Below are 22,551 nucleotides of genomic sequence, written 5' to 3' on the forward strand. Positions count from 1 at the left end.
TGACCCACGTTGTGCCTGCTGATGATGCCCCTGGTGGCCCCGCTCATGCCAGCCCTTCCAGGGTCGGAGACTCGGCGGCACCGGACTGCGCCGCCGCGCCGACGCCGAAGAAGGCCCGCCGCCGAAGCTGCGCCCAGCGCCCGTCGGGACCCCGGTCGCGACCCCGGACCTGGGTGGCGCTGACCTCCGTGCCGGCGTGCCGGGCCGCCTCCTGGGCCGCCTCCGGGAGCGCCCGTACGCCGTCCCGGCCCGCGAGCGGAGAGCGGCGCTCCTGCCCGGCGCCGAGCGCGGAGAGCACCGTGGGCAGCAGCGCCGCCGCGGCGACCGCGTAACCCTCGGCCGAGGGGTGGAACCGGTCCCAGGCGAACATCCGGGCCGGCTCGGCCGCGAAGCGGGGACCCAGCAGGTCCCCGAGGGAGACCGTCCAGCCGCCCGCCTCGACCACCGCCACCGTCTGCGCGGCGGCGAGCTGGCGGCTCCACCGGCGGGCCAGCCAGCGCAGCGGCGGCTGGATCGGGCGGATCGCGCCGAGGTCCGGGCAGGTGCCGACGACCACCTCGCAGCCCGCGGCGCGCAGGGCGCGGACCGCGTCGACCAGATAGCGCACCGCCACCGAGGGCGGGGTGCGGTTGGTGACGTCGTTGCCGCCGACCAGCACGACGGCGATGTCCGGCTCGACCTCCAGGGCCGACTCGACCTGCGGCCTGAGCCCCGCCGACAGCGCGCCCACCACGGCGAAACGGCAGAGCCGGACCGGCCGGTGCAACCGCCGGGACAGCCCGGTGGCCAGCAGCGCGCCCGGGGTCTCCCGGCGACGGTGCACGCCGTAACCGGCGGCCGAGGAGTCGCCGAGAACGACCATGGTGACCGGTTGGCCGGGAAGCTTCGCGCCGTAGACCCCGTCGCAGCGCGGCGGGGGCGCCTCGGCCATCGGGATGGTGCGCCGGGCCTGCCGGGCCTGGCCGAGCAGCACCCCACCCGTCGCCACGGTGGCCGCCACGGTGGCGCCCGTGCCGATCGCCGCCAGCCGGACGACCCGGCGGGCGCGCGGCCAGCCGACCCGCGTGACGGAACCGACGTCCCCCATGCACCGACAGTATCGCGCCACCCCGACACCCGCCGTCCGGTGATCAGGAGGCTGGGCGACCACCGTTCCGGGTACCTGTCCGACAGCGGACGCCGGACTTGCGCCGGGGCCGCACCCTTGGTCGAGCGGAGAGGGGCGACGACATGGGCAAGACGTTGAAGCGGAGCGCGGCGTTCGCCGCACTGGCCCGGGCGCTGGCGTCCGGAGCCCGGGGCGGGCCGTCGGTGGGCGCCCGGCTGGCGGCGCTGCCGCGGATGATCCGGGCCACCGCGAAGGGGGAGTACGACGGCGGCCTGCGGTTGGCCCTGATGACCGCGGCCACCGCCTACATCGTGTCCCCGATCGACCTGCTGCCGGAGATCCCGCTGGCGATCTTCGGGCTGGCCGACGACGCGGTGATGGTCACCTGGCTGGCCGGCAGCGTGCTCGCCGAGACCGAGCGGTTCCTGGAGTGGGAGGCGCGCCGCAGGTCGGTCATCCCCGGGCATCTGGTGCCCTGACGGCACGTACCCTGGGCGACGAACTGACGACCTACCGGCCGCCCCACGACGGCGACGCGACGAAGGGCACAACGACGTGCAGTACTACGACAACGTGGTCGAGCTGATCGGCAACACCCCGCTGGTCCGCCTGCGCAACGTCACCGAGGGCATCCAGGCGACCGTGCTGGCGAAGGTGGAGTACCTGAACCCGGGCGGCTCGGTGAAGGACCGGATCGCGCTGCGCATGGTCGAGGACGCGGAGCAGGCCGGGATCCTGAAGCCGGGCGGCACGATCGTCGAGCCGACCAGCGGCAACACCGGCGTCGGCCTGGCCCTGGTGGCCCAGCTCAAGGGTTACAAGTGCGTGTTCGTCTGCCCGGACAAGGTCAGCCAGGACAAGCAGGACGTGCTGCGCGCGTACGGCGCCGAGGTGGTGGTCTGCCCGACCGCGGTCGCCCCGGAGGACCCCCGCTCCTACTACAACGTCTCCGACCGGCTGGCCCGGGAGATCCCCGGCGCCTGGAAGCCCAACCAGTACAGCAACCCCGCCAACCCGCGCTCGCACTACGAGACCACCGGCCCGGAGCTCTGGAAGCAGACCGAGGGCGCGCTCACCCACTTCGTCGCGGGCGTCGGCACCGGCGGCACCATCTCCGGCATCGGCCGCTACCTGAAGGAGGCCTCGGCGGGGCGGGTGCGGATCGTCGGCGCCGACCCGGAGGGCTCGGTCTACTCGGGTGGCACCGGCCGGCCGTACCTCGTCGAGGGCGTCGGGGAGGACTTCTGGCCGGAGACCTACGACCGCACCGTGGCCGACGAGATCGTCGAGGTGTCGGACAAGGAGTCGTTCGAGATGACCCGGCGGCTGGCCCGCGAGGAGGGGCTGCTGGTCGGCGGCTCCTGCGGGATGGCCGTGGTGGCCGCCCTGGAGGTGGCCCGCAAGGCCGACCCGGACGACGTGATCGTGGTGCTGCTGCCGGACAGCGGCAAGGGCTACCTGTCGAAGATCTTCAACGACTCATGGATGGCCCGGTACGGCTTCCTGGACAACTCCGGCGCCGAGCCGACGGTCGCCGACGCGCTCGGCGGCAAGCCCGGTGGCCTGCCCGAACTGGTGCACGTCCACCCCACCGAGACGGTCCGCGACGCCATCGACTACATGCGCGAGTACGGCGTCTCCCAGCTCCCGGTGCTCAAGGCCGAGCCGCCGGTGGTGACCGGCGAGGTGGCCGGCTCGATCGCCGAGAAGGACCTGCTCGACGCGCTCTTCACCGGCCAGGCGCACCTGCACGACACGATCGAGCGGCACATGGCCGAGCCGCTGCCGATGATCGGCGGCGGCCAGCCGGTCAGCGAGGCGGTCACCCTGCTGGAGAAGGCCGACGCCGCCCTGGTGCTGGTCGACGGCAAGCCGAAGGGCGTGCTGACCCGGCAGGACCTGCTCGCCCACCTCGGCGCCCGCTGAGCGCTCAGGAGGGGACCCTTCCCCCACGCCCACTGCGACGGGGAGGGGCCCCTCCTGACGCGCCCGGCCTCAATCCGGCGCCTGCTCAGAGGTGGCGGGCGTAGCGAAGCTGGGCGACGACGGCGAGGCCGATCCGGTCGCGGCGTTCCTCCCCGGTGGCGGTCCAGCCACCGCGCTCGTAGAACCGCCGGGCGGCCGTGTTGTCGCGCAGCACCCAGAGGGCGGCCCGGGACCAGCCCCGGGCCCGCATCGCGTCCAGCGCGTCGATCATCAGGGTGCGCCCGGTGCCCCGGCCCCGCTCCTCGGGTGCCAGGTGGATCGCGTTCAGTAGGCCGGTGGCCGGGTCGTCCGCGTCGTCGGGGCCGAGGTAGCTGAAGCCGACCAGCGCGCCGTCCCGCTCGGCCACGGTCATCCGGTGGTCGGTCCGCTCCCAGGTCCACCGCTCCGCCCAGTACCGGCCCATCTCCTCGGGCGTGGGCGCGGCCAGCGCGTCCGCGGGCAGGAACGACGAGTACGCCGCCACCCGGGACGCCTGGTGCAGGGCACCGACCGGCATCAGGTCGGCGTCGGTGGCGGGGCGTAACGAGACGGTCACCCGGACGAGGCTACCCGTCGGGGCGGCACCGGCACCGTCATCAGATCCGCCGCGATCACCAGCTCGCCGGTGAAGTGCGCCCGGGCCTCCTCGGCGAACCGGCGCGGATCGGTGTACCGCTGCGAGAAGTGGGTCAGCACCAGGGTGCGTACCCCCGATTCGGCCGCCACCCGCGCGGCCTGGGCCGCGGTCAGGTGGCCGACCTCGGCGGCGAGGGCGGCCTCCGACTCCAGGAAGGTCGACTCGATGACCAGCAGGTCGGCGTGTTCGGCCAGCGCCCACACGCCGTCGCAGAGCCCGGTGTCCATCACGAAGGCGAACCGCTGGCCCGGTCGGGGCACGCTCACCTCGTCCCGGGTGATGCGGCGCCCGTCCAGGTCCAGGTGGCCGTCGCGGAGCAGCGCGCCGACGGCCGGCCCGGCGATCCCGTACGCGGACAGCTTCTCCGGCAGCACCCGGCAGCCGTCCGGCTCGATCAGCCGGTACCCGTAGGTCTCGATCGGGTGGCGCAGCCGGCGGGCCTCCAGCGTGCCGATGGTCAGGGTGATCCGCTGCCCGTCGGCGTCGATCGGCTCGACGGCCAGCTCGGCGGTCTCGTAGAAGCTCGCCGCGTGCCGCAGCCGGGCGAAGTAGTCGGCGCCCCCGGCCGGGAAGTGCACGGCCACCGGGTGCGGCACCCGGTCCAGGGAGAGCCGCTGGATCACGCCGGGCAGCCCCAGGCAGTGGTCGCCGTGGAAGTGGGTGACGCAGATCCGGGTCAGGTCGGTGGCGGAGATGCCGGTGTGCAGCATCTGCCGCTGGCTGCCCTCGCCGGGGTCGAAGAGCAGCACCTCGTCGTCCCAGCGCAGCAGGTAGCCGTTGTGGTTGCGCTGCCGGGTGGGAGCCTGGCTGGCGGTGCCGAGCACCACCAACTCGCGCATCGACACGGAATCTCCCCCGGATAGGGTCGACCCCCGGGGCTTCCGCGCTCGCGCGCGGGCCGGCTGGACTGGGCCGGCACCCCGGGGGTCGGGTGGCTGTCGTGGTTTCGCCGCACCGCTGCCACACGGTCTCGACGATCTTGCAGGTGCCCGCCTCGCGGCGGGCGAGATTTCACTGTCGAGGACAGCGGCTAGCGGACAGCCACCTCACGAGTCCGATTGCTATACAAGTCTGGACCACCTCCTTTCCCGTGTACCGCCACGCTATCCACTTCCCGGGCCGCCCGGCAACGGATTTCGATCACAGGCGCAGCCGGAACCACCCGCACGCTGGTCGGCAGGGTCGCCGCGCGGCGCGGACCGGCCGCTGCCCGACCGCCCCGCTGGCCCGTTCAGTCGAGGCCGATCGGGCCCTCGCGGGGGCCGTCGTCGGAGGCCGGCTGGACGGCCAGGGACGGGAAATCGGCCAGGTCGCCGGCGGGCTCGGCGTCCCACTCGGGGAAGACCAGCGGGCTCTGGAGATAGAGGCAGAGCAACTGGGTGAGGTGCCGCAGCCCGTCGAGGTGGGTGCGCTCGTGCCCGTGGGTGGCGTCCACCCCGAAGCCGACCAGCGCCACCCGGGCGTGCGCGCCCGCCTCCACGGCGGCGGCCACGTCCGAGCGGTAGTAGTCGAAGACGTCCCGGACCAGGTCGACGCCGTGCGCGCGGGCGATCGATGCCAGGTTGCGGGTCAGGTGGTAGTCGAACGGGCCGACGCCGTCGCCCATGGCCAGGGTCGCCGCGTCCTCCCGGGACTGCTGGCCCGGGGCGACCACCGCCGCGTCGACCGAGACGATCTCGGCCACGTCCGGGTCGAGGCCGTGGCTGGCCCCGTGCCCGAGTTCCTCGGTGACGGTGACGAGCAGGTGGGCGGTGACCGCCGGCGTGACGCCCGCGTCGATCATGGCCTTGAACGCGGTCAGCACGGCGGCGACCCCGGCCTTGTCGTCCAGGTGCCGGGACTTCACGTACCCGCTCGGGGTGATCGTCGGGTTGGCCAGGAGCGCGACGAAATCGCCCGCGTCGATGCCAAGCGCGCGGAGGCCGGCGATGTCGTGCACCGGCTCGTCGACCCGTACCTCGACCAGCTCCCAGCCGACGCCCTGCAGGTCGACGTCCTCGTTGTAGCGATGGCCGCTGGCCTTGAGCGGCAAAATCTGGCCGGTGACCACCCGGTCCAGGTCATCGGTGAAGATCCGCACGTGGGCGCCCTCGGCGAACCGGGCGCTGTGCGTGCCGATCGGCTTCAACTCCAGCCGGCCGTTCTCCTTGAGCCGCTTGACCATGCCCCCGATGGTGTCGGTGTGCACCACGACCGCGCGGTCGGCGCCGGTCTCCCGCGGGCCCGGCAGGCAGGCGCTGAGCGCCCCGCGCCGGGTCAGCGTCGAGCCGATCCCGAGCGCCGAGAGGCGTTCCCCCACGTACTGCTGGACGTGGTCGGTGCGCCCCGACGGGCTGGGGATCTCCAGCAGCTCCACCAGCACCTGGCGCAGGTAGTCGAGGTCGATCTCCAACGGTCGCGGGCTCACCCGGCGCCCCCCGTGCCGGCCGGGGACCAGAGCCGTCGCGGCGCCCGGGTGCCGGGGAAGAGCAGGTCGACGAAGCGCTCGGCGGTCGGCTGCGGCTCGTGGTTGGCCAGGCCGGGCCGCTCGTTCGCCTCGATGAACACGTGCTCGGGCCGGTCCGGGGCGGGGACCAGCAGGTCCAGCCCGGTGACCGGGATGTCCAGCGCCCGGCTGGCGGCCACGCACGCCTCGGCGATCACCGGGTGCAGTTCGGCGGTGACGTCGTGGATGGTCCCGCCGGTGTGCAGGTTGGCCGTCCGGCGGACCGCCAGCACCTCGCCCTCCGGCAGCACGTCGTCCATCCGGTGGCCCGCGTCGGCGACCACCTCGCGGGTCAGCTCGTCGACCGGGATCGTCGACTCGCCTCCCGTCGCGGCGGCGCGCCGCCGGCTCTGCCGCTCGATCAGCTCGGTGATGTCGTGCACGCCGTCCCCGGTGATCTGTGCCGGGCGGCGGACCGCGGCGGCCACCACCTCGTGGTCGATCACCACCACCCGCAGGTCCTCGCCCGTGCGTAGCTCCTCGATCAGCACGTCCGGGCAGAACCGGCGGGCCAGCTCGATGGCGGCGGTCAGCGCCTGCGGCGTACGGACCCCGACGGTGATGCCGTTGCCCTGCTCGCCCCGGGCCGGCTTGACCACCACCGGGCCCACCTCGGTCAGGAACGCCAGGTCGTCGGCGTCACCGGTGGCGGTCCGGCCACGTGGTACGCGCAGCCCCGCCTCGGCGAGGATCCGCCGGGTGACCCGCTTGTCGTCGCACCGGCTCATCGCCACCGCCGAGGTCAGCTCCGACAGCGACTCGCGGGTGTGCACGGTCCGCCCGCCGTTGCTGAGCCGCAGCTCGCCCCAGCGCGGATCGGTGACCTCCACCCGGATGCCACGCCGCATCGCCTCGTCGGCGATGATCTTCGCGTACGGGTTGAGCTGGTCGTACCCCTCCGGGGCGGCGGGCAGGAAGAGCCGCTGGTTGATCGGGTTCTTCCGCTTCACGCAGAGCGTTCCGGTCCGGTGGAAGCCCAGCCGCTCGTAGAGCCGGATCGCGCCGGTGTTCTCCGCCAGCACGGACAGGTCCACGTACGCCCGACCCCGGGCGTCGAGCCGGTCGGCCAGCGCGGTCAGCAGGGCCTGGCCGGTACCGGGCGGCGCGGTGTTGAAATCCACGGTCAGGCACCACAGGCTGGCGCCGTTCTCCGGGTCGGCGAAGACCGCCACGTGGTCGACGCCGGTGATGGTGCCGACCACCTCACCGGTGGCGTCCTCGGCCAGCAGGTGCAGGAACCGGTCGGTACGGGCGTTGTCGACGAGCACGTCGACCGGGGCGGTGACCATGCCGTTGCGCGCGTAGATCCGGTTCACCGCGTCCGCGTCGTCGGCGTCGCGCAGCGGCCGGACGGTCAACCCGGGAACCTCGCCGCCCTCGGTGGCGGCGGGCCGCTTCCCGCCGAGCGGCAGCCGGTAGGTCAGCGACGGGTCGATGAACAGCTCGTCCGGCAGCCGGGACACCAGCACGTGCGGGTCGCGCAGGTAGATGCAGATGTCGCGGGCACCGACCGCCTCGGAGCGCAGCACGTCGGCCACGTGCACCTGGTCGTCGAACGTCTGCCCGAAGACCAGCCGGCCCCAGCCGCAGTCCAGCACCACGCCCGAGGCGTCGGTGGACCCGGCCGCCGGCTGTCGCGGCTCCGCCGTACCCGGGGCGACCGGGTCACCGCCGGGGCCGGTGCGTTCCCGGCGCCGGCCCAGCACCCGTTCCCGGTCGGTACGCGCCGTTCCGGTGGCGAGGGTGTCGGTCACGGTCAGTCGATTCCGTGGCTCTGGAGCCACATTTCCAGGAGTCCCAGTTGCCACAGCTTGTTTCCGTTCAACGGGGTCAGTTCGGCGTTCGGGTCGGCGAGCAGCGCGTCGACGTAGTCGGCGCGGAACAGGTCGCGGCGGCGGGCCTCGGGCGCGGTCAGCGCGTCGCGTACCCGGTCGAGGAGCTTGTCCTCCAGGTGGGTGAGGCCCGGCACCGGGAAGTAGCCCTTCGGCCGGTCGATCACCTCGGGCGGCAGGACCCGCCGGCCGATCTCCTTGAGCACGCCCTTGCCGCCCTGGGCGAGCTTCAGTTCCGGCGGGCAACTCGCGGCCAGTTCGACGAACTCGTGGTCGAGGAACGGCACCCGGGCCTCCAGCCCGTGCGCCATCGTCATGTTGTCGACCCGCTTCACCGGGTCGTCGGTGAGCATGACCTGGGTGTCGATCCGCAGGCCGGCGTCGACCGCGGTCTGCGCGCCGGGCCGGGCCAGGTGCGCGGCGACGTACGCGCGGGCCGGGTCGCCGTCGGCCAGCCACGCCGGGTTGAGCACCCGGGCCAGTCCGGCCGCGTCGCGGTCGAAGAACGCCTTCGCGTACGTCTCGAGCGCCCGCTCCCGGTCCACGCCGGCGAGCGGTGGGTACCAGTGGTAGCCGCCCAGGATCTCGTCCGCGCCCTGACCCGACTGGACCACCCGGACGTGCCGCGCGACCTCCTGGCTGAGCAGCCAGAACGCGACGCAGTCGTGGCTGACCATGGGCTCGCTCATGGCCGCGACGGCGGCCTCCAGCGGCGGCAGCAGGTCACCGGTGGGCACCCGGATCTGGTGGTGGTCGGTGTTGAACGTCTTCGCCACCAGGTCGGAGTAGACGAACTCGTCGCCCTCCCGGCCGCCGACCGCCTCGAAGCCGATCGAGAAGGTGGCCAGCCCGGACTGGCCCTCCCCGGCGAGCAGCGCGACCACCAGGCTGGAGTCGAGGCCGCCGGAGAGCAGCACGCCCACCGGCACGTCGGCCACCATCCGGCGGCGTACGGCGGTGGTCAGCGAGTCCAGCAGCGCGTCCTGCCAGTCCCGCGCGGACCAGTCCGCCCGCTCGGCGGCGCGGCTGAACGCCGGATCCCAGTAGACCCGCTCGTGGGTGGCGCCGTCCGGCTCGTACACCCGGACCGTGGCCGGCGGCAGCTTGGCCACGCCGCGCAGGATGGTGCGGGGCGGCGGCACGATGCTGTGGAAGCTCAGGTAGTGGGCGAGCGCCACCGGGTCGATGCTGGTGTCGATCCCGCCGCCGGCCAGCAGCGCCGGCAGGGTCGAGGCGAAGCGGACCGCGCTGGGCGTCTCGGCCAGGTAGAGCGGCTTGATGCCGAGGCGGTCCCGGGCCAGCACCAGGCGGCCGGTGTCCCGCTCGCTGATCGCCACCGCGAACATGCCGACCAGGTGGTCGACGAAGTCCAGCCCCCACTCGGCGTACGCCTTGAGCACCACCTCGCTGTCGCCGGAGGAGAAGAAGCGGTGGCCCCTGGCCCGCAGTTCCTCCCGCAGTTCCCGGTAGTTGTAGATGCAGCCGTTGAAGACACCGGCGAGGCCGGCGGCCGGGTCGACCAGTGGCTGGCCGCTGGCCGCCGACAGGTCGATGATCTTCAGGCGGCGGTGCCCGAGTGCCACCCGGCCCTGCGACCAGACCCCGCCGTCGTCGGGCCCTCGGTCGTCCATCGTCGCCGCCATGCGCTCCACCACGCCGACATCGGCGCGCGAGCCGTCACGGCGGAACTCTCCCGCAAGTCCGCACATGCGGCCCCATGCTGCCAGAGGTTGTTGCGGTTTGCCTGTTGAGACGATGACAGTTGTGTGACGGCTCGCTATCATGCCCCGCTGCGGCGGTGGTGCCGTTCCGAGCCGGGCGGTTTGGGTGCCGGAGCGACCGGTGTCGGAAATGCGCCGGGCCCGCGGTGTGACGAACACCGCAGGCCCGGACGTCCCTCGCTCAGCCGGCGGTACGGGCCACGCCGACCGGGCAGCTCAGCCCGTTCGGGCCGTGGTTGCAGTAGCCGTTCGGATTCTTGGTCGGGGCCAGATACTGCTGGTGGTAGTCCTCGGCCAGGTAGTAGTCACCCAGCGGAGCGATCTCCGTGGTGATCTCACCCTTGCCGGCGCGCGCCACGATCGGCGCGAACGCGTCCCGCGACGCCTGCGCGACGGCGAGCTGCTCGTCGGTGGTGGTGTAGATCGCCGAGCGGTACTGCGAGCCGACGTCGTTGCCCTGGCGCAGGCCCTGGGTCGGGTCGTGATTCTCCCAGAACACCTTGAGCAGGTCCTCGTAGGCGATCTTGGTCGGGTCGTAGACCACCTGAACCACCTCGGCGTGCCCGGTCAGCCCCGAACAGACCTCCTCGTACGTCGGGTTCGGCGTGTAGCCGCCGGCGTAGCCGGCCGACGTGGTGATCACGCCCGGCAGGGTCCAGAAGAGCCGCTCGGCGCCCCAGAAGCAGCCCATCCCGAAGACGGCGACCTGCGCGCCCGCCGGGAAGGGGCCCGTCAGGGAGGAGGGCAGCACCTCGTGCCGGTCGGCGACCGGCATCGCGATCAGGCGACCGGGCAGGGCCTGGTCGGGAGAGATCATTTCGGCCTTCATGCGGCGAAGGAACACGGTTGGGACTCCTCTCTCGGCTTTCCCACCGGGTACAACAGCGCCGACGTCCGGTTCCTTACCCGCTGCCCCCGGGCGTCAGCCGAGGGCGGCGGCCACCCGGGCCGCGTACTCCTCGGCCTCGTCGTCACCGGAGTAGCGGGTGCGGGGCCAGAAGAAGCCGCGCAGGCCGTCGCCCTTCGTGCGGGGCACCACGTGGGTGTGCAGGTGCGGCACCGACTGGGACACCGTGTTGTTCATCGCCACGAAGGTGCCGCCGGACCCCAGACCGGTCTGCACCGCCACGCTGATCCGCTGCACCAGCCGGAAGTAACCGGGCAGCGCGTCGGCCGGCAGGTCGGCCAGGGTCACCAGGTGGGTGCGCGGCACCACCAGCACGTGCCCCTTGAACACCGGCCGGGTGTCCAGGAAAGCCACCCCGTCCGCCTCGTCGACGACCCGGAACGCCGGCACCTCGCCCGCCACGATCCCGCAGAACACGCACCCAGCCACTCATCCAGGCTAGGCGCTGTCTTACGAACGTGCCGGTCCCCACGCCGATCTTGGCGGCCTGACGCTCATCCCGGCACGGCAAGGACTACCGGGGCACCCGGGCCAGAGGGGAGGTCTTCACCGGCCGGTCAGGACCCGTCGAGGTAGGCGTCCCAGTCGTCGTCGGGGACCCCGGTCGGTCCGGTCTCCCCGTTTGCCAACCGGCGGCGGATGTCCGCCTCCCAGCGCAGTGCCCAGGCCCGCAATTCGTCGACCTGCGCGCCGTCGAGCCCGTAGGAGAGGAAGACGCGTTCTTCCCGCTCCTCGACGCCGCCCAACCGGTCGGCGAGCTCCTCCAGCGAGAAACCAGCGGTGTGGCGCGCCGCCAACTGCTCCAGCTCGTTCCAACTCAGCCGCTCGTGCGCCGCCCGGACGTCGATGTAGTCCCGGTGGGCCGCACGGTCGTGCAACGCGCGCATCTTGAGCCCGACCGCGTCATCGAAGGCGAGTACCGGTCCGATCGCCAACCGCGCAGGTGGACCGATCGCTTCTTTGAGCAGGTCGACCTCGCACGATGCGGTGTCGTCCGCGACCAGGATGCGGGCCATCCGCGGTGTTACCTCGACGATCCGGGCAGTGAACCCGGCCGCCCTGTAGGCATCGCTGAGGCCCGGGCAACCACGGTCGGCAGCGGCAACGCGGTAGCCGTGGCGAAGTCGATGTCCTGGGACGGCCGGTTCACCAGCTCGTGGGCACACATGGCGTAACCGCCGGCGAGCACCAGGCCCAGGTCGTCGCCAGCAGCGAAGCCGACCCGGAGGAGTCGGCGGTGCAGCGTGTCCATCAGTGCGCGGCGAGCTCAGGGAGTCTCCGCTCCCAGAGCCGGGTGAGCCGACGCGTGGTCAGCCGGCAGATGCGTGGCCAGTCCCGGCGGAGCAGCGTCGCGTTGACGTATCGGACGATGTCGTCCCGCTGGCCGCAGTCCAGCAGGAGGCAGTAGAGGGTGAGCCGCTGTCGGGGGTCGGTGACGTCGAACTCGGTCGGGCCGGACCAGGCGAGGCGGACCGGCAAACTGACCTGGCCCTGGTCGGGCCCCGACAGGAGCCCCAGCGACGGCGGGATCCGGTCGACCACGCCGAGCAGGCGGGACGGCAGAGCTTCGGTCGAGGTCACCGAGCCAGTATGGCCGACCGGTCGGACACCTTCGCGGTAGTGACCCGCGTCCGGGTTCCACGCGCTGGGACAGGCGGGCGGACTAACGTCTCGGTCATGAACCACGGCTTCGAGACGCTCGCCATCCACGCCGGCCAGGACCCGGAGGCCCGCACGGGCGCGGTGATCCCGCCGATCTACCAGACCAGCACGTACGCCCAGGACGCCGTCGGTGCGCCCCGGCAGGGCTACGAGTACAGCCGCTCCGGCAACCCGACCCGGGACGCGCTGCAGGAGTGCCTGGCCGCGCTGGAGGGCGGGCCGGTGGGCCTCGCCTTCGCCAGCGGCCTGGCCGCCGAGGACGCCCTGCTGCGTACCGTCTGCAAGCCGGGCGATCACGTGGTGATCCCCGACGACGCGTACGGCGGCACGTACCGGCTCTTCGCGAAGGTGGCCGAGCGTTGGGGGCTGGCGTACACCCCGGCGAAGGTCTCCGACCCGGACGCGGTCCGGGCGGCCATCCGCCCCGGCGCCACGAAGATCGTCTGGGTGGAGACGCCGACCAACCCGCTGCTCGGCATCGCCGACATCGCCGCCCTGGCCGCCGTCGCGCACGACGCCGGCGCGCTGCTGGTGGTCGACAACACCTTTGCCTCGCCGTACCTGCAGCAGCCGATCGCCTTCGGCGCGGACGTGGTGGTCCACTCCACCACGAAGTACATCGGCGGACACTCCGACGTGGTCGGTGGCGCGCTGGTCGCCGCCGACCGGACGCTCGGCGAGGAGCTGCGCTACCACCAGAACGCGATGGGCGCGGTGAACGGGCCCTTCGACGCCTGGCTCACCCTGCGGGGCATCAAGACCCTCGGGGTACGGATGGACCGGCACTGCGACAACGCCGAGCGGATCGCGGCCTACCTGGACGGTCACGCCAAGGTCGCGCAGGTGATCTATCCGGGCCTGCCGGCGCACCCCGGCCACGAGGTGGCCGCCAAGCAGATGCGCCGGTTCGGCGGCATGATCTCGTTCCGCGCCGCGGGCGGCGAGGAGCACGCCGTGGAGATCTGCAACCGGGCGAAGCTGTTCGTGCTCGCCGAGTCCCTCGGCGGGGTCGAGTCCCTGATCGAGCACCCGGGCCGGATGACACACGCGAGCGCTGCCGGCTCGCCGCTTGAAGTTCCCGGCGATCTCGTGCGACTGTCTGTCGGCATCGAGACGGTCGACGACCTGCTCGCCGATCTGGAGCAGGCGCTGGGCTGACCGCTGGCTTGGGGAGGGTGGCCGTGCCGGACATCATGCCGACGACCTGGGTGGGGGCGACCGCGAAACAGATCGCCCGGGGCGTACGCCGGGGTGACGTCTCCGCCACCCAGGTCGTCGCCGACCACCTGGACCACCTCGCCCGGGCCGACGCCGAGCTGGCCGCCTTCCGCACGGTACGCGGCGGCGAGGCGATCACCGAGGCGGAGAAGGTCGACGAGCAGGAGGACCTGGCCAACCTCCCGCTGGCCGGGGTGCCGGTCGCGGTCAAGGAGAACACCCCGGTCGCCGGCCTGCCCACCTGGAACGGGTCGGCGGCCGTGCGTACCCCGGTGGCGGAGGCCGACCACGAGGTTGTCCGCCGGCTGCGCGGCGCGGGCGCGGTGATCCTCGGGGTGACCCGGATGCCGGAGCTCGGCCTCTGGGCGCTCACCGACGACGAGACCGCGGTGACCCGCAACCCGTGGGACCGCTCGCGTACCCCGGGCGGCTCCTCGGGTGGCGCGGCCGCCGCGGTCGCCGCCGGCCTGGTGCCGATGGCGCACGGCAACGACGGCCTGGGCTCGATCCGCATCCCGGCGGCCTGCTGCGGCCTGGTCGGGCTCAAGCCCGGCCGCGGGGTGGTGCCCTGCCAGCTCGGCGCCGAGGACTGGTTCGGGCTGACCGAGCACGGCATGCTCACCAGCACCGTCGCCGACGCGGTGGTCGGCTTCTCGGTGCTGGCCGGCCGCCGCCCGGAGAAGCTGGTCCCGCCGCCCCGGCTGCGGGTCGGGGTCTCGCTGCGCTCCCCGGTGCGCGGGGTCGCGCCGGACGCGTCGAACCGGGACGCGGTGGCCGCCGCCGGCCGGCTGCTGGCCGCCGCCGGACACGACACCGTCCCGGCCGACCCGGTCTACCCGACCCGGCTGGGCCTACAGGGCGTCGCCACCTGGTTCGCGGCGGCCGCCGCCGACGTGCGGGCCGCCGGGGTGCCCCGGCAGGGTCTGCAACCCCGCAGCCGCCGGCACGTCGCGCTCGGCGAGTGGGCGCAGCGCCGGGGGTACGTCCGGGAGGCCGACCGGGCTGCCTGGCGGGAGCGCTCGATCGGCTTCTTCGCCGACCACTCGGTCGACCTGCTGCTCACCCCGGCGCTGGCCGGCCCGCCGCCGGAGGCCGCCGGCTGGTCCGGCCGGTCCTGGCTGGCGAACATGAAGGCCAACATCCGGTACGCGCCGTACGCCGCGCCGTGGAACATCGCCGGGCTGCCGGCCATCGTGGTGCCGGTCGGCCGCCGCCCGGACGGCCTTCCGGTCGCCGTGCAGCTCGTCGGCCCGCCCGGCTCGGAGCTGCTGCTGCTCGGCGTCGCCGGCCAGTTCGAGCTGCAGGCCCCCTGGTCCCGGCACGCCCCCGGTTACCCCCGGGTCGGCACGGGGTCGCCGGCCACCGCTTGATCGTCTAACGTGTGCGCACCCCTTCGCGCACACCTCCGGACGGTCGCCCGATGAACTGCCAGACCTGCGGGGACGCCCCGTCTCCCGCCTTCGAGGAGTGCCAGCGCTGCGGCACCCGGACCGGCCAGCCGGCGGTGGCCCCCGGCGTGCCCACGTACGCCGTCCGAGGGCTGGGCGTGGCCGCCTCCGTCGCGGTCGGGGCGACCGCCGTGCTGTTCCTGCTGTCGGCGCTCTTCCCGCTGCTGGGGGTCCGCCTGGCCCGCTCGGCCGCCGCGCAGCTCGACCGGGACGTGCTGCTGGGCGCGGTGCTGGCCGAGGTCGCGTTCACCCTGCCGTTCGTACTCGCCCTGCTGACCGCCGCGACGCTGGTGGTGATCTGGACCTGGCGGGTGCGGAAGAACCTGGACGCGTTCCCGGGCGCCGCGCCGACCCAGGGCACCGGCTGGGCGATCGCCGGTTGGCTGGTGCCGATCGCCAGCTTCGTCGTGCCCGTCCGGGTGGTCGCCGAGGTGGCCCGGTACAGCCTGTGGCGGCGCCGTACCCCCGGGCTCATCTGGCTCTGGTGGGCGGCCTGGCTGGTGTTCTCGATCGGGGACCGGATCGTCGCCCAGGCGGAGGACCGGCGGTACGAACGGCTGACCCAGTGGCCGCGCAACGACGGGGAGTTCGCCACCTACGTCCGCTTCTACCAGGACGCGCTTCCGCCACGGCTGCTGCCGGCGGTGGCCTGCCTGGTCGCGGCGATCTCGTTCATCGTGCTGATCCGCCGGATCTCCGCCGCCCAGCAGGACCGGATCGCGCGGGCCGTACCCGCCTGGCCCGGCTGGCCCGGTCACCCCGGCTGGCCCGCGGCCGCCGCTCCCGCGCCGTTCCCGGTGGCCCACACCGCGCCCGTGCCGCACGCCGCGCCCGTGCCGCACGCCGCGCCCGGCGCGGCGGTGGAGCTCGCGCCGCCGGCCGGCCCGTCGGCGGCGTCGCCGCAGGTTCCGCCGGGACCGGGTGGCACGATCGGGGCATGACGGAACTGGTCGGTCTCGCCGACGTACAGGCCGCGCGGGAGCTGCTCGCCGGGGTCACCCGGACCACCCCGCTGGAGCCTTCCCGGCCGTTGAGCGCCGCGCTGGGCGGCCCGGTGTGGCTGAAGTGCGAGAACCTGCAACGGGCCGGGTCGTACAAGGTGCGCGGCGCGTACGTGCGGATCTCCCGGCTCTCCCCGGCGGAGCGGGAGCGCGGCGTGGTCGCGGCGAGCGCGGGCAACCACGCGCAGGGGGTGGCGCTCGCCGCCGGACTGGTCGGCACGCACGCCACGGTCTTCATGCCGGTGAACGCCCCGCTGCCGAAGGTGGCCGCCACCAAGGGGTACGGCGCCTCGGTCGAGCTGGTCGGCAACACGGTGGACGAGGCGCTGGTCGCGGCGCAGACCTACGCGGAGCGGACCGGGGCGGTGCTCATCCACCCGTTCGACCACGCGGACGTCATCGCCGGCCAGGGCACGGTGGCGCTGGAGCTCCTCGAACAGTGCCCGGACGTGAAGACGATCGTGACCGGGGTGGGCGGCGGTGGCCTGATCTCCGGGATGGCGGTGGCGGCCAAGGCGCTGCGCCCCGACGTACGCGTGATCGGGGTGCAGGCGGCGAGCGCCGCCGCCTTCCCGCCCTCGCTCAAGGCCGGCGAGCCGGTCCGCCTGCCGTCGTTCTCGACCATCGCCGACGGCATCGCGGTGGGCCGCCCCGGCGAGCTGACCTTCACCCACGTCCGCAAGCTGGTCGACGAGATCGTCACGGTCTCCGAGGAGGACATCTCCCGGGCGCTGCTGATGCTGCTGGAGCGGGGCAAGCAGGTGGTCGAGCCGGCCGGGGCGGTCGGCGTGGCGGCGCTGCTGGCCGGGGTGGTCGAGGGGGTGCGGGCGCCGGTGGTGGCGGTGCTCTCCGGCGGCAACATCGACCCGCTGCTGTTGCTCCGGGTGATCGAGCACGGCCTGGCCGCGGCCGGCCGCTACCTGCGCGTGACGGTGCGCTGTTCGGACCGGCCGGGCCAGCTCGCGTCGCTGCTCAGCGAGATCGCCGAGCACCGGGCCAACGTGGTGGACGTCGAGCACCAGCGGGCCAACCCGCACCTGGGCCTGGGTGAGGTGGAGGTGGCCCTGTCGGTGGAGACCCGCGGGGTGGAGCACTCGGACACGTTGATCAGCGCCCTGCGGGCCAGCGGCTACCAGGTGGTCTTCGCGGCCGAGTCGTGAGCCGCGCCGGCCGACGGAAACGCGAACGCCCCGACCGGTAGGTCGGGGCGTTCGCGGTGTGGCTCGGGTCCGAGGAGCCTGTCAGCCTCGGTCGGGTCGGACCCGAGCCACCCGGCGCGGGTCCGGATGTCTGCTAGCCGGAGAACGGCTCGAACTTCACCACCGTCACCTTGATGTCGGCGCCGCTGGGCGCCGTGTAGGTGCAGGTCTGGCCCGCCTTGCCGCCGAGGATCGCCTTGCCGAGCGCCGACTCGGGGCTGTAGACGGTCAGGTCGGTGGTGGAGGCGATCTCCCGGGAGCCGAGCAGGAAGGTCTCCGTGTCGTCGGCGTCGTCGTCGAAGTAGATCGTCACCACCATGCCGGGCGACACCGCGTCGGCGGTCGGAGCCTCGCCGACCTTGGCGGTGCGCAGCAGCTCCTGGAGGTAGCGGATGCGCCCCTCGGCCTTGCCCTGCTCTTCCCGGGCGGCGTGGTAGCCACCGTTCTCCCGCAGGTCGCCCTCTTCGCGCCGGGCGTTGATCTCGGCGGCGATGACCGGCCGGTTGGCGATGTGCTCGTCGAGCTCGGCCTTCAGGCGGTCGTATGCGTCCTGGGACAGCCAGGTGGCGGGCGCCTCGTTGCCGTTGGTGGACACAGGCGGTCTCCTCGGTTGGTACGGACTGGCTGACAGGTGAACTTCCAAGTTACCAGTGCCGCACCGCACGGGGGTGTCGCCGATCACCCCGAGAGGCAGGGCCGGAACCCCCGGTTCCGGGCGGGTCAGGCCGCCGGCCGGCAGCGCAGCACCTCGCCGATGAAGGGCCGGGCGGTGGTCGGCACCTCCCGCTGGGCGGTGACGTGCCGCTGGCCGGCGGCGGCGGTCACGGTCGTTTCGACGTGTCCCACCTCGGCGCCGTCGTGGGCGCGAGCGCGCAGCAGGCAGGTCGCCGACCCGCCGGGCGGCACGGTGACCCGGAAGTCGACCACCACGCGGGAGTCGGTGATCCCGGTGTAGGTGATCACCTGGGCGCGGTAGTCGGGGTCGCCGTACTGCCGGTAGAGCTTCGTGGCGGCCAGCCCGAGGACGGCCAGCAGCACGACCGCCACCAGGGCCGGCAACAGCGGACGGCGGCGGCCGGGCTCCCGGCGACGGCCGTAACGGCCGGGCGGGAAGACCGGCTCACCCGGTGCGATTGTGGCGTGCGTCTCGCTCACCGGCGGGTATCTCCTGGCGTTGTTGTCGGCGGCATCGGCAAGAATGGCAGAGTCCATCTTCCCAGCCCGGCGCTGAGTCAAGGATGGCAGGTCGGGCGCGGCGCCCGCCGGCCAGCACGGGGGCTTTCGCGGGCGCGGGGGGAGATTCCGGCAGGTCAGCCGGTCCGGCCCGGGTGGGTCCGGCCGGTCGGCACAGACGAGGAGCCGAAGGTGGCCCAGCAGTTGCGTCTCATGGCGGTGCACGCCCATCCCGACGACGAGTCGAGCAAGGGCGCCGCGACCACGGCGAAATACGTCGCCGAGGGGGTGGATGTCCTGGTCGTCACCTGCACCGGCGGTGAGCGGGGCAGCGTGCTCAACCCGAAGATGGACCGGCCGGACGTCTGGGCCAACATCGGCGAGATCCGCCGCGCCGAGATGGACGCGGCCCGCGCGATCCTCGGCATCGAGCAGGCCTGGCTCGGCTTCATCGACTCCGGGCTGCCCGAGGGCGACCCGCTGCCGCCGCTGCCCGAGGGCTGCTTCGCGCTGCAGGACATCGAGGTCGCGGCCGCCCCGCTGGTGCGGCTGATGCGCCAGTTCCGTCCGCACGTCGTCACCACGTACGACGAGGAGGGCGGCTACCCGCACCCGGACCACATCATGACCCACAAGGTGACGGTGGCCGCGTTCGAGGCCGCCGGCGATCCGGAGCGCTACCCCGACCTGGGTGAGCCGTGGCAGCCGTTGAAGCTCTACTACGACATCGGGTTCTCCCGGGCGAAGATCATGGCGCTGCACGAGGGGATGCTCGCCGCCGGCCTGGAGTCGCCGTACGGCGACTGGATGAAGCGCTGGGAGGACCGGGAGGACAAGGGCGGCCGGATCACCACCCGGGTGGAGTGCGCGGAATACTTCCCGGTCCGCGACGACGCGCTGCGCGCCCACGCCACCCAGATCGACCCGGACGGCTTCTGGTTCCAGGTGCCGATGGACCTGCAGCAGCGCGCCTGGCCGACGGAGGACTACCAGCTCGCCCGCTCGCTGGTGGACAGCCCGCTGCCCGAGTCGGACCTCTTCGCCGGGGTCCGGGAGACGGCCCATGCCCGCTGATCCGGCGGGGGGCTACCCTGGGGGGCAGCCACATATCGGAGGAACACCATGCTGACCACCGCCGCCCAGGTGCTCGCGGAGAACAACTTCGGTGACACCCGTACGGGTGGGCTGGCCGGTCCGATGGGTCTTTTCCTCATCCTGCTGCTCGGCGCCGCGACCATCCTGCTGATCCGCAACATGAACGCCCGGCTGCGGCGGCTGCCGGACCGGTTCCCCCAGCAGGGCGGTCCGGCCGACCACACCCCGGCCGACGCGGCAGTCACCGATCCGACAGGCGGCTCCACCGCGCAGGAATCGCACCCGACGGCTCCCAACGGCTCCGAGCAGCGCCGAAACGGGTAGTCGGCGCATGAATCACGTCGAAGCCGGTCGTCGCCCCCTGTTGCGACCACCGGCTTTGGCTTAGCCTTCCGCCGGGGGGACCAAAAGTCCCTGAGCCGTGCGCGGAAGGGGGGCGCCGATGTTCGTGGCAGCCGTGGCCGCCCGCCGTGCCCTCGGACCACCGCCGGACGGGGTGGGCCCGTGACCTCCGGCAGGGGCGGTGACCGCCCCGACCGGCTCGGCCTGCGCGGCACGCCGGTCGGGGTTCTCCTGCTGACCGTCGCGGTCGCGGTGACCGCCCTGGTGGCCACCGTGCTGGGGCTCGCCGGTCCCGCGTCCCTGCCAGCGGACGACCCGCTGCCGCCGGCCGCCCGCTTCGGCATCGCGGTCGCCGCCGTCGCCGTGGCCCACTTCGCCCGCCTGCGGTTCCGCACCGCGACCGGGATGGTCAGCATCACCTGGGGCGAGGCGGCGCTGGTCATCTGCCTCTACGTCGCACCGGCCGGCTGGCTGCCGGCGGCGACCCTGCTCGGCGCCGGGGCCGCCTGGACGGCCATGTCGCTGCTCGCCGACCGCCGCCCGGTGCTGGAACTGGTCCGGATCATCGGCTCGCTGACCGCCGCCGCGGCCCTCGCCGCCGTGGTGGCCACCGCGCTCGGCCGGCCGCTGCTGGCCGCGCCGACGCCCGAGCTGGCCCTCGCGCTGGTCGCCGGCTCGGTGACGTACCTGCTGACCACGGTCTGGCTGGGCGGGGCCACGCTGGCGCTGCGGCACGGCATCCCGATCGGCCCGCCGCTGATCGCGGCGCTCCGCGGCAAGCTGCTGATGTTCGTCGGGAACGTGGCCGTCGGCCTGGTGGTGGTCACGCTGCTGGAGCTGGACGCCCGCTGGCTGCTGCTCCTGCCGCCGCCGCTCTGGCTGCTCCAGCAGACCTACCGGCACCGGCTCCGGGCCGACCAGGAGCGGCGCACCTGGCGGGCGTTCGCGGAGGCCACCGCCGCGCTCAACCAGCTCGACGAGCGGGGCGTGGCGACGGCCGCGGTGTCCGGCGCGCTGTCCCTGTTCGGCGCCGAACTGGTCGAGGTGGACGTGGCTCGGGGCGACGGCCGGTGGCGGCGCTACCGGGCCGACGCGGGCGGCCAGGTGCGCGACCGCGAGATCACACCCCCGGCCCCGGCCGAGCCCGGGGAGCACGAGCTGGTGCGGTCGCTCACCGTGGGCAGCACCGAGGTGGGCCGGCTGCGGGTGCACTTCGCCCGGTCCGCCCCGCCGAGCGCCCGGGAGCGCGACGGGGTGGCCGCGTTCGGCGACGCCCTGGCCGCCGCCCTGCACGACGCCGCCACCCACCGGGAGCTGCGGCTGGTCACCGCCCGTTCGTCGTACGAGGCGGTGCACGACCAGCTCACCGGGCTGCTCAACCGGGCCGCCCTGCTCACCAAGGGCGACGAGGCGCTGCGGCAGCTCGCGCACGATCATCCGGTGGCGCTGCTGCTGCTCGACGTGAACCAGTTCAAGGAGGTCAACGACACCCTGGGGCACGCCGCGGGGGACCAGCTGCTGCGGCTGACCGCGAGCCGGCTGGCCGCCCTGGCCCGTCCCGGCGACCTGCTCGGCCGGCTCGGTGGCGACGAGTTCGCCCTGCTGCTGACCGCGGTCCCGGTGCTCGACGACCGGACCGTCCCGATCGCGTACGCGCTGCGCCAGGCCCGGGAGATCGCCGAGCGGCTGGCCGCGCCGACCGAGGTGGCCGGGGTGCGGATGTCCGTCGAGGTGGCCGTCGGGGTGGTGGTCGCCGACGCGGGTACCGCCGACATGACCGAGCTGCTGCGCCGAGCCGACATCGCCATGTACCAGGCGAAGGAGGGCGGCGGCAGCGTCGCCGCGTACGACAGCTCCCGGGACGCGGCGAGCACCGACCACCTGGCGCTCCTCGCCGAGCTGCGGGAGGCGCTGGAGGCCGACGACCAGCTGGTGCTGGCGTTGCAGCCGGCGGTGGACCTGACCACCGGCGCGCCGACCGGGGTGGAGGCGCTGATCCGCTGGCAGCACCCGCGCCGCGGTTGGCTCGGCCCGGCCGACTTCATCCGCCCGGTGGAGAACAGCGAGCAGCTCGGCACCTTCACCCGGTACGTGCTGGACAAGGCGCTCGCGGTGGCCGCCGACTGGGCCCGTGAGGGGCTGGACGTGCCGATCTCGGTCAACCTCTCGGCGCGCAGCCTGCTCGACCCGCGGCTGCCCGGCGAGATCGGCGACGCACTGCGCCGGCATCAGGTCCCGCCGCACCGGCTGGTCCTGGAGATCACCGAGACGGTGGTGATGAGCGAGCTGGAGGTCATCGACGAGGTGCTGACCAACCTCCGGACGATGGGCGTGCAGCTGGCCGTCGACGACTTCGGCACCGGGTTCTCGTCGCTGACCTTCCTGACCCGGATCGCGGTGGACGAGCTGAAGGTGGACCGCTCCTTCGTGCTCCGGATGGCCGACTCGCCGGAGGCGGCGGCGATCGTCCGTACCACGGTCGGGCTGGCCCAGGAGCTGGGCCTGCGGGTGGTGGCCGAGGGGGTGGAGACCGCCGAGCAGCGGACCGCGCTGGCGGAGCTGGGCTGCACCTCGGCGCAGGGTTACCACTTCTTCAAGCCGATGCCGGCGGACAAGATCGGGGCGGTGCTGGGGACGCTGCGCGACAACGCCCAGGGCAACGTCTTCCCGCTGCGCGCCGACGGCGCCTCCTGACCCGGCCGGGGGCACGCCGACCCGGCGGTCCGCGGGTGACCCGACGGCGGCGCGCCGCGGGTCT

At 73.6% G+C, this 22,551-nt stretch carries 21 protein-coding genes; 9 read left to right on the forward strand and 12 right to left on the reverse strand.

Annotated elements, in window-relative coordinates; genetic code table 11:
- Window positions 1–43: 43 nt before the first annotated feature.
- On the reverse strand, window positions 44–1,087 hold the full coding sequence (locus LQ51_RS00430; RefSeq protein ID WP_046562567.1) for an SGNH/GDSL hydrolase family protein: 1,044 nt from the start codon (window positions 1,085–1,087) through the stop codon (window positions 44–46).
- A gap of 143 nt (window positions 1,088–1,230) precedes the next feature.
- Here LQ51_RS00430 and LQ51_RS00435 point away from each other — a divergent pair, with 143 nt between their 5' ends.
- Window positions 1,231–1,587 carry a YkvA family protein gene (locus tag LQ51_RS00435; RefSeq protein ID WP_046562568.1) on the forward strand — a complete coding sequence of 119 codons (357 nt, stop codon included), beginning with the start codon at window positions 1,231–1,233 and terminating at the stop codon, window positions 1,585–1,587.
- 76 nt (window positions 1,588–1,663) lie between these two features.
- Window positions 1,664–3,034: a cystathionine beta-synthase gene (locus LQ51_RS00440; protein ID WP_046562569.1), complete on the forward strand. Its 1,371-nt coding sequence runs from the start codon at window positions 1,664–1,666 to the stop codon at window positions 3,032–3,034.
- Between the two features lie 85 nt (window positions 3,035–3,119).
- Here the strand turns inward: LQ51_RS00440 and LQ51_RS00445 are convergent, their stop codons facing one another.
- From LQ51_RS00445 to LQ51_RS00485, 9 genes are all read right to left on the reverse strand, one after another.
- Entirely contained in the window at window positions 3,120–3,629 is a 510-nt protein-coding gene (locus tag LQ51_RS00445; RefSeq protein WP_046562570.1) for a GNAT family N-acetyltransferase, read from the reverse strand.
- Window positions 3,626–4,555 (reverse strand): ribonuclease Z, encoded by a 930-nt coding sequence (locus LQ51_RS00450; protein ID WP_046562571.1) that lies wholly within the window; start codon window positions 4,553–4,555, stop codon window positions 3,626–3,628. The genes LQ51_RS00445 and LQ51_RS00450 overlap by 4 nt, the downstream gene beginning before the upstream one ends.
- 386 nt (window positions 4,556–4,941) lie before the next feature.
- Window positions 4,942–6,117, reverse strand: coding sequence for an osmoprotectant NAGGN system M42 family peptidase (locus tag LQ51_RS00455; protein ID WP_046562572.1), 1,176 nt, complete (start codon window positions 6,115–6,117; stop codon window positions 4,942–4,944).
- Window positions 6,114–7,949 carry an N-acetylglutaminylglutamine synthetase gene (ngg, locus tag LQ51_RS00460; protein ID WP_046562573.1) on the reverse strand — a complete coding sequence of 612 codons (1,836 nt, stop codon included), beginning with the start codon at window positions 7,947–7,949 and terminating at the stop codon, window positions 6,114–6,116. Before ngg ends, LQ51_RS00455 begins: the two co-directional genes overlap by 4 nt.
- A gap of 2 nt (window positions 7,950–7,951) precedes the next feature.
- Window positions 7,952–9,736, reverse strand: coding sequence for an N-acetylglutaminylglutamine amidotransferase (locus LQ51_RS00465; RefSeq protein WP_046562574.1), 1,785 nt, complete (start codon window positions 9,734–9,736; stop codon window positions 7,952–7,954).
- A gap of 193 nt (window positions 9,737–9,929) precedes the next feature.
- Window positions 9,930–10,592: a peptide-methionine (S)-S-oxide reductase MsrA gene (msrA, locus tag LQ51_RS00470; RefSeq protein ID WP_046562575.1), complete on the reverse strand. Its 663-nt coding sequence runs from the start codon at window positions 10,590–10,592 to the stop codon at window positions 9,930–9,932.
- 78 nt (window positions 10,593–10,670) lie between these two features.
- Window positions 10,671–11,084, reverse strand: a complete 414-nt coding sequence (locus tag LQ51_RS00475) for an HIT family protein (RefSeq protein WP_046562576.1) — start codon at window positions 11,082–11,084, stop codon at window positions 10,671–10,673.
- Between the two features lie 128 nt (window positions 11,085–11,212).
- Window positions 11,213–11,671, reverse strand: coding sequence for a nucleotidyl transferase AbiEii/AbiGii toxin family protein (locus tag LQ51_RS00480; protein ID WP_052744707.1), 459 nt, complete (start codon window positions 11,669–11,671; stop codon window positions 11,213–11,215).
- Window positions 11,672–11,906: 235 nt separating this feature from the next.
- Window positions 11,907–12,236, reverse strand: coding sequence for a hypothetical protein (locus tag LQ51_RS00485; protein ID WP_046562577.1), 330 nt, complete (start codon window positions 12,234–12,236; stop codon window positions 11,907–11,909).
- A 96-nt stretch (window positions 12,237–12,332) separates the two neighbouring features.
- Between LQ51_RS00485 and LQ51_RS00490 the strand changes: the two genes are divergently transcribed.
- From LQ51_RS00490 to ilvA, 4 genes are read left to right on the forward strand one after another with little or no spacing between them, the layout of a single operon-like run.
- Window positions 12,333–13,475: a cystathionine gamma-synthase gene (locus LQ51_RS00490; RefSeq protein WP_046562578.1), complete on the forward strand. Its 1,143-nt coding sequence runs from the start codon at window positions 12,333–12,335 to the stop codon at window positions 13,473–13,475.
- Between the two features lie 17 nt (window positions 13,476–13,492).
- Complete coding sequence (locus tag LQ51_RS00495) at window positions 13,493–14,905, forward strand: amidase (RefSeq protein ID WP_046562579.1); 1,413 nt, start codon at window positions 13,493–13,495, stop codon at window positions 14,903–14,905.
- A 50-nt stretch (window positions 14,906–14,955) separates the two neighbouring features.
- A complete protein-coding gene (locus LQ51_RS00500; protein ID WP_046562580.1) occupies window positions 14,956–15,924 on the forward strand; it encodes a DUF4328 domain-containing protein in 969 nt (322 codons plus the stop codon).
- Window positions 15,921–17,144: a threonine ammonia-lyase gene (gene ilvA / locus LQ51_RS00505; RefSeq protein ID WP_046562581.1), complete on the forward strand. Its 1,224-nt coding sequence runs from the start codon at window positions 15,921–15,923 to the stop codon at window positions 17,142–17,144. The genes LQ51_RS00500 and ilvA overlap by 4 nt, the downstream gene beginning before the upstream one ends.
- A 133-nt stretch (window positions 17,145–17,277) precedes the next feature.
- Here ilvA and greA read toward each other — a convergent pair whose 3' ends face one another.
- On the reverse strand, window positions 17,278–17,778 hold the full coding sequence (greA, locus tag LQ51_RS00510) for a transcription elongation factor GreA (RefSeq protein WP_046562582.1): 501 nt from the start codon (window positions 17,776–17,778) through the stop codon (window positions 17,278–17,280).
- A gap of 125 nt (window positions 17,779–17,903) precedes the next feature.
- Complete coding sequence (locus LQ51_RS00515; RefSeq protein ID WP_046562583.1) at window positions 17,904–18,338, reverse strand: DUF4307 domain-containing protein; 435 nt, start codon at window positions 18,336–18,338, stop codon at window positions 17,904–17,906.
- 210 nt (window positions 18,339–18,548) lie between these two features.
- Here LQ51_RS00515 and mca point away from each other — a divergent pair, with 210 nt between their 5' ends.
- The 3 genes from mca (at window position 18,549) to LQ51_RS00530 (ending at window position 22,487) form a co-directional block, all read left to right on the forward strand.
- Entirely contained in the window at window positions 18,549–19,430 is an 882-nt protein-coding gene (mca, locus tag LQ51_RS00520) for a mycothiol conjugate amidase Mca (RefSeq protein ID WP_082159201.1), read from the forward strand.
- A gap of 51 nt (window positions 19,431–19,481) precedes the next feature.
- Entirely contained in the window at window positions 19,482–19,775 is a 294-nt protein-coding gene (locus tag LQ51_RS00525; protein WP_197087483.1) for a hypothetical protein, read from the forward strand.
- 222 nt (window positions 19,776–19,997) lie between these two features.
- Window positions 19,998–22,487 carry a putative bifunctional diguanylate cyclase/phosphodiesterase gene (locus LQ51_RS00530; protein WP_046562624.1) on the forward strand — a complete coding sequence of 830 codons (2,490 nt, stop codon included), beginning with the start codon at window positions 19,998–20,000 and terminating at the stop codon, window positions 22,485–22,487.
- Window positions 22,488–22,551: the final 64 nt, after the last annotated feature.

The sequence above is a fragment of the Micromonospora sp. HK10 genome (assembly GCF_000982955.1).
Taxonomy (GTDB): Bacteria; Actinomycetota; Actinomycetes; order Mycobacteriales; family Micromonosporaceae; genus Micromonospora.

Coding starts and splice junctions, on each gene's coding strand:
- LQ51_RS00430 (WP_046562567.1), bottom strand. CDS start 1,087: ATGGGGGACGTCGGTTCCGTCACGCGGGTCGGCTGGCCGCGCGCCCGC.
- LQ51_RS00435 (WP_046562568.1), top strand. CDS start 1,231: ATGGGCAAGACGTTGAAGCGGAGCGCGGCGTTCGCCGCACTGGCCCGG.
- LQ51_RS00465 (WP_046562574.1), bottom strand. CDS start 9,736: ATGTGCGGACTTGCGGGAGAGTTCCGCCGTGACGGCTCGCGCGCCGAT.
- LQ51_RS00480 (WP_052744707.1), bottom strand. CDS start 11,671: ATGGCCCGCATCCTGGTCGCGGACGACACCGCATCGTGCGAGGTCGAC.
- LQ51_RS00490 (WP_046562578.1), top strand. CDS start 12,333: ATGAACCACGGCTTCGAGACGCTCGCCATCCACGCCGGCCAGGACCCG.
- LQ51_RS00500 (WP_046562580.1), top strand. CDS start 14,956: ATGAACTGCCAGACCTGCGGGGACGCCCCGTCTCCCGCCTTCGAGGAG.
- ilvA (WP_046562581.1), top strand. CDS start 15,921: ATGACGGAACTGGTCGGTCTCGCCGACGTACAGGCCGCGCGGGAGCTG.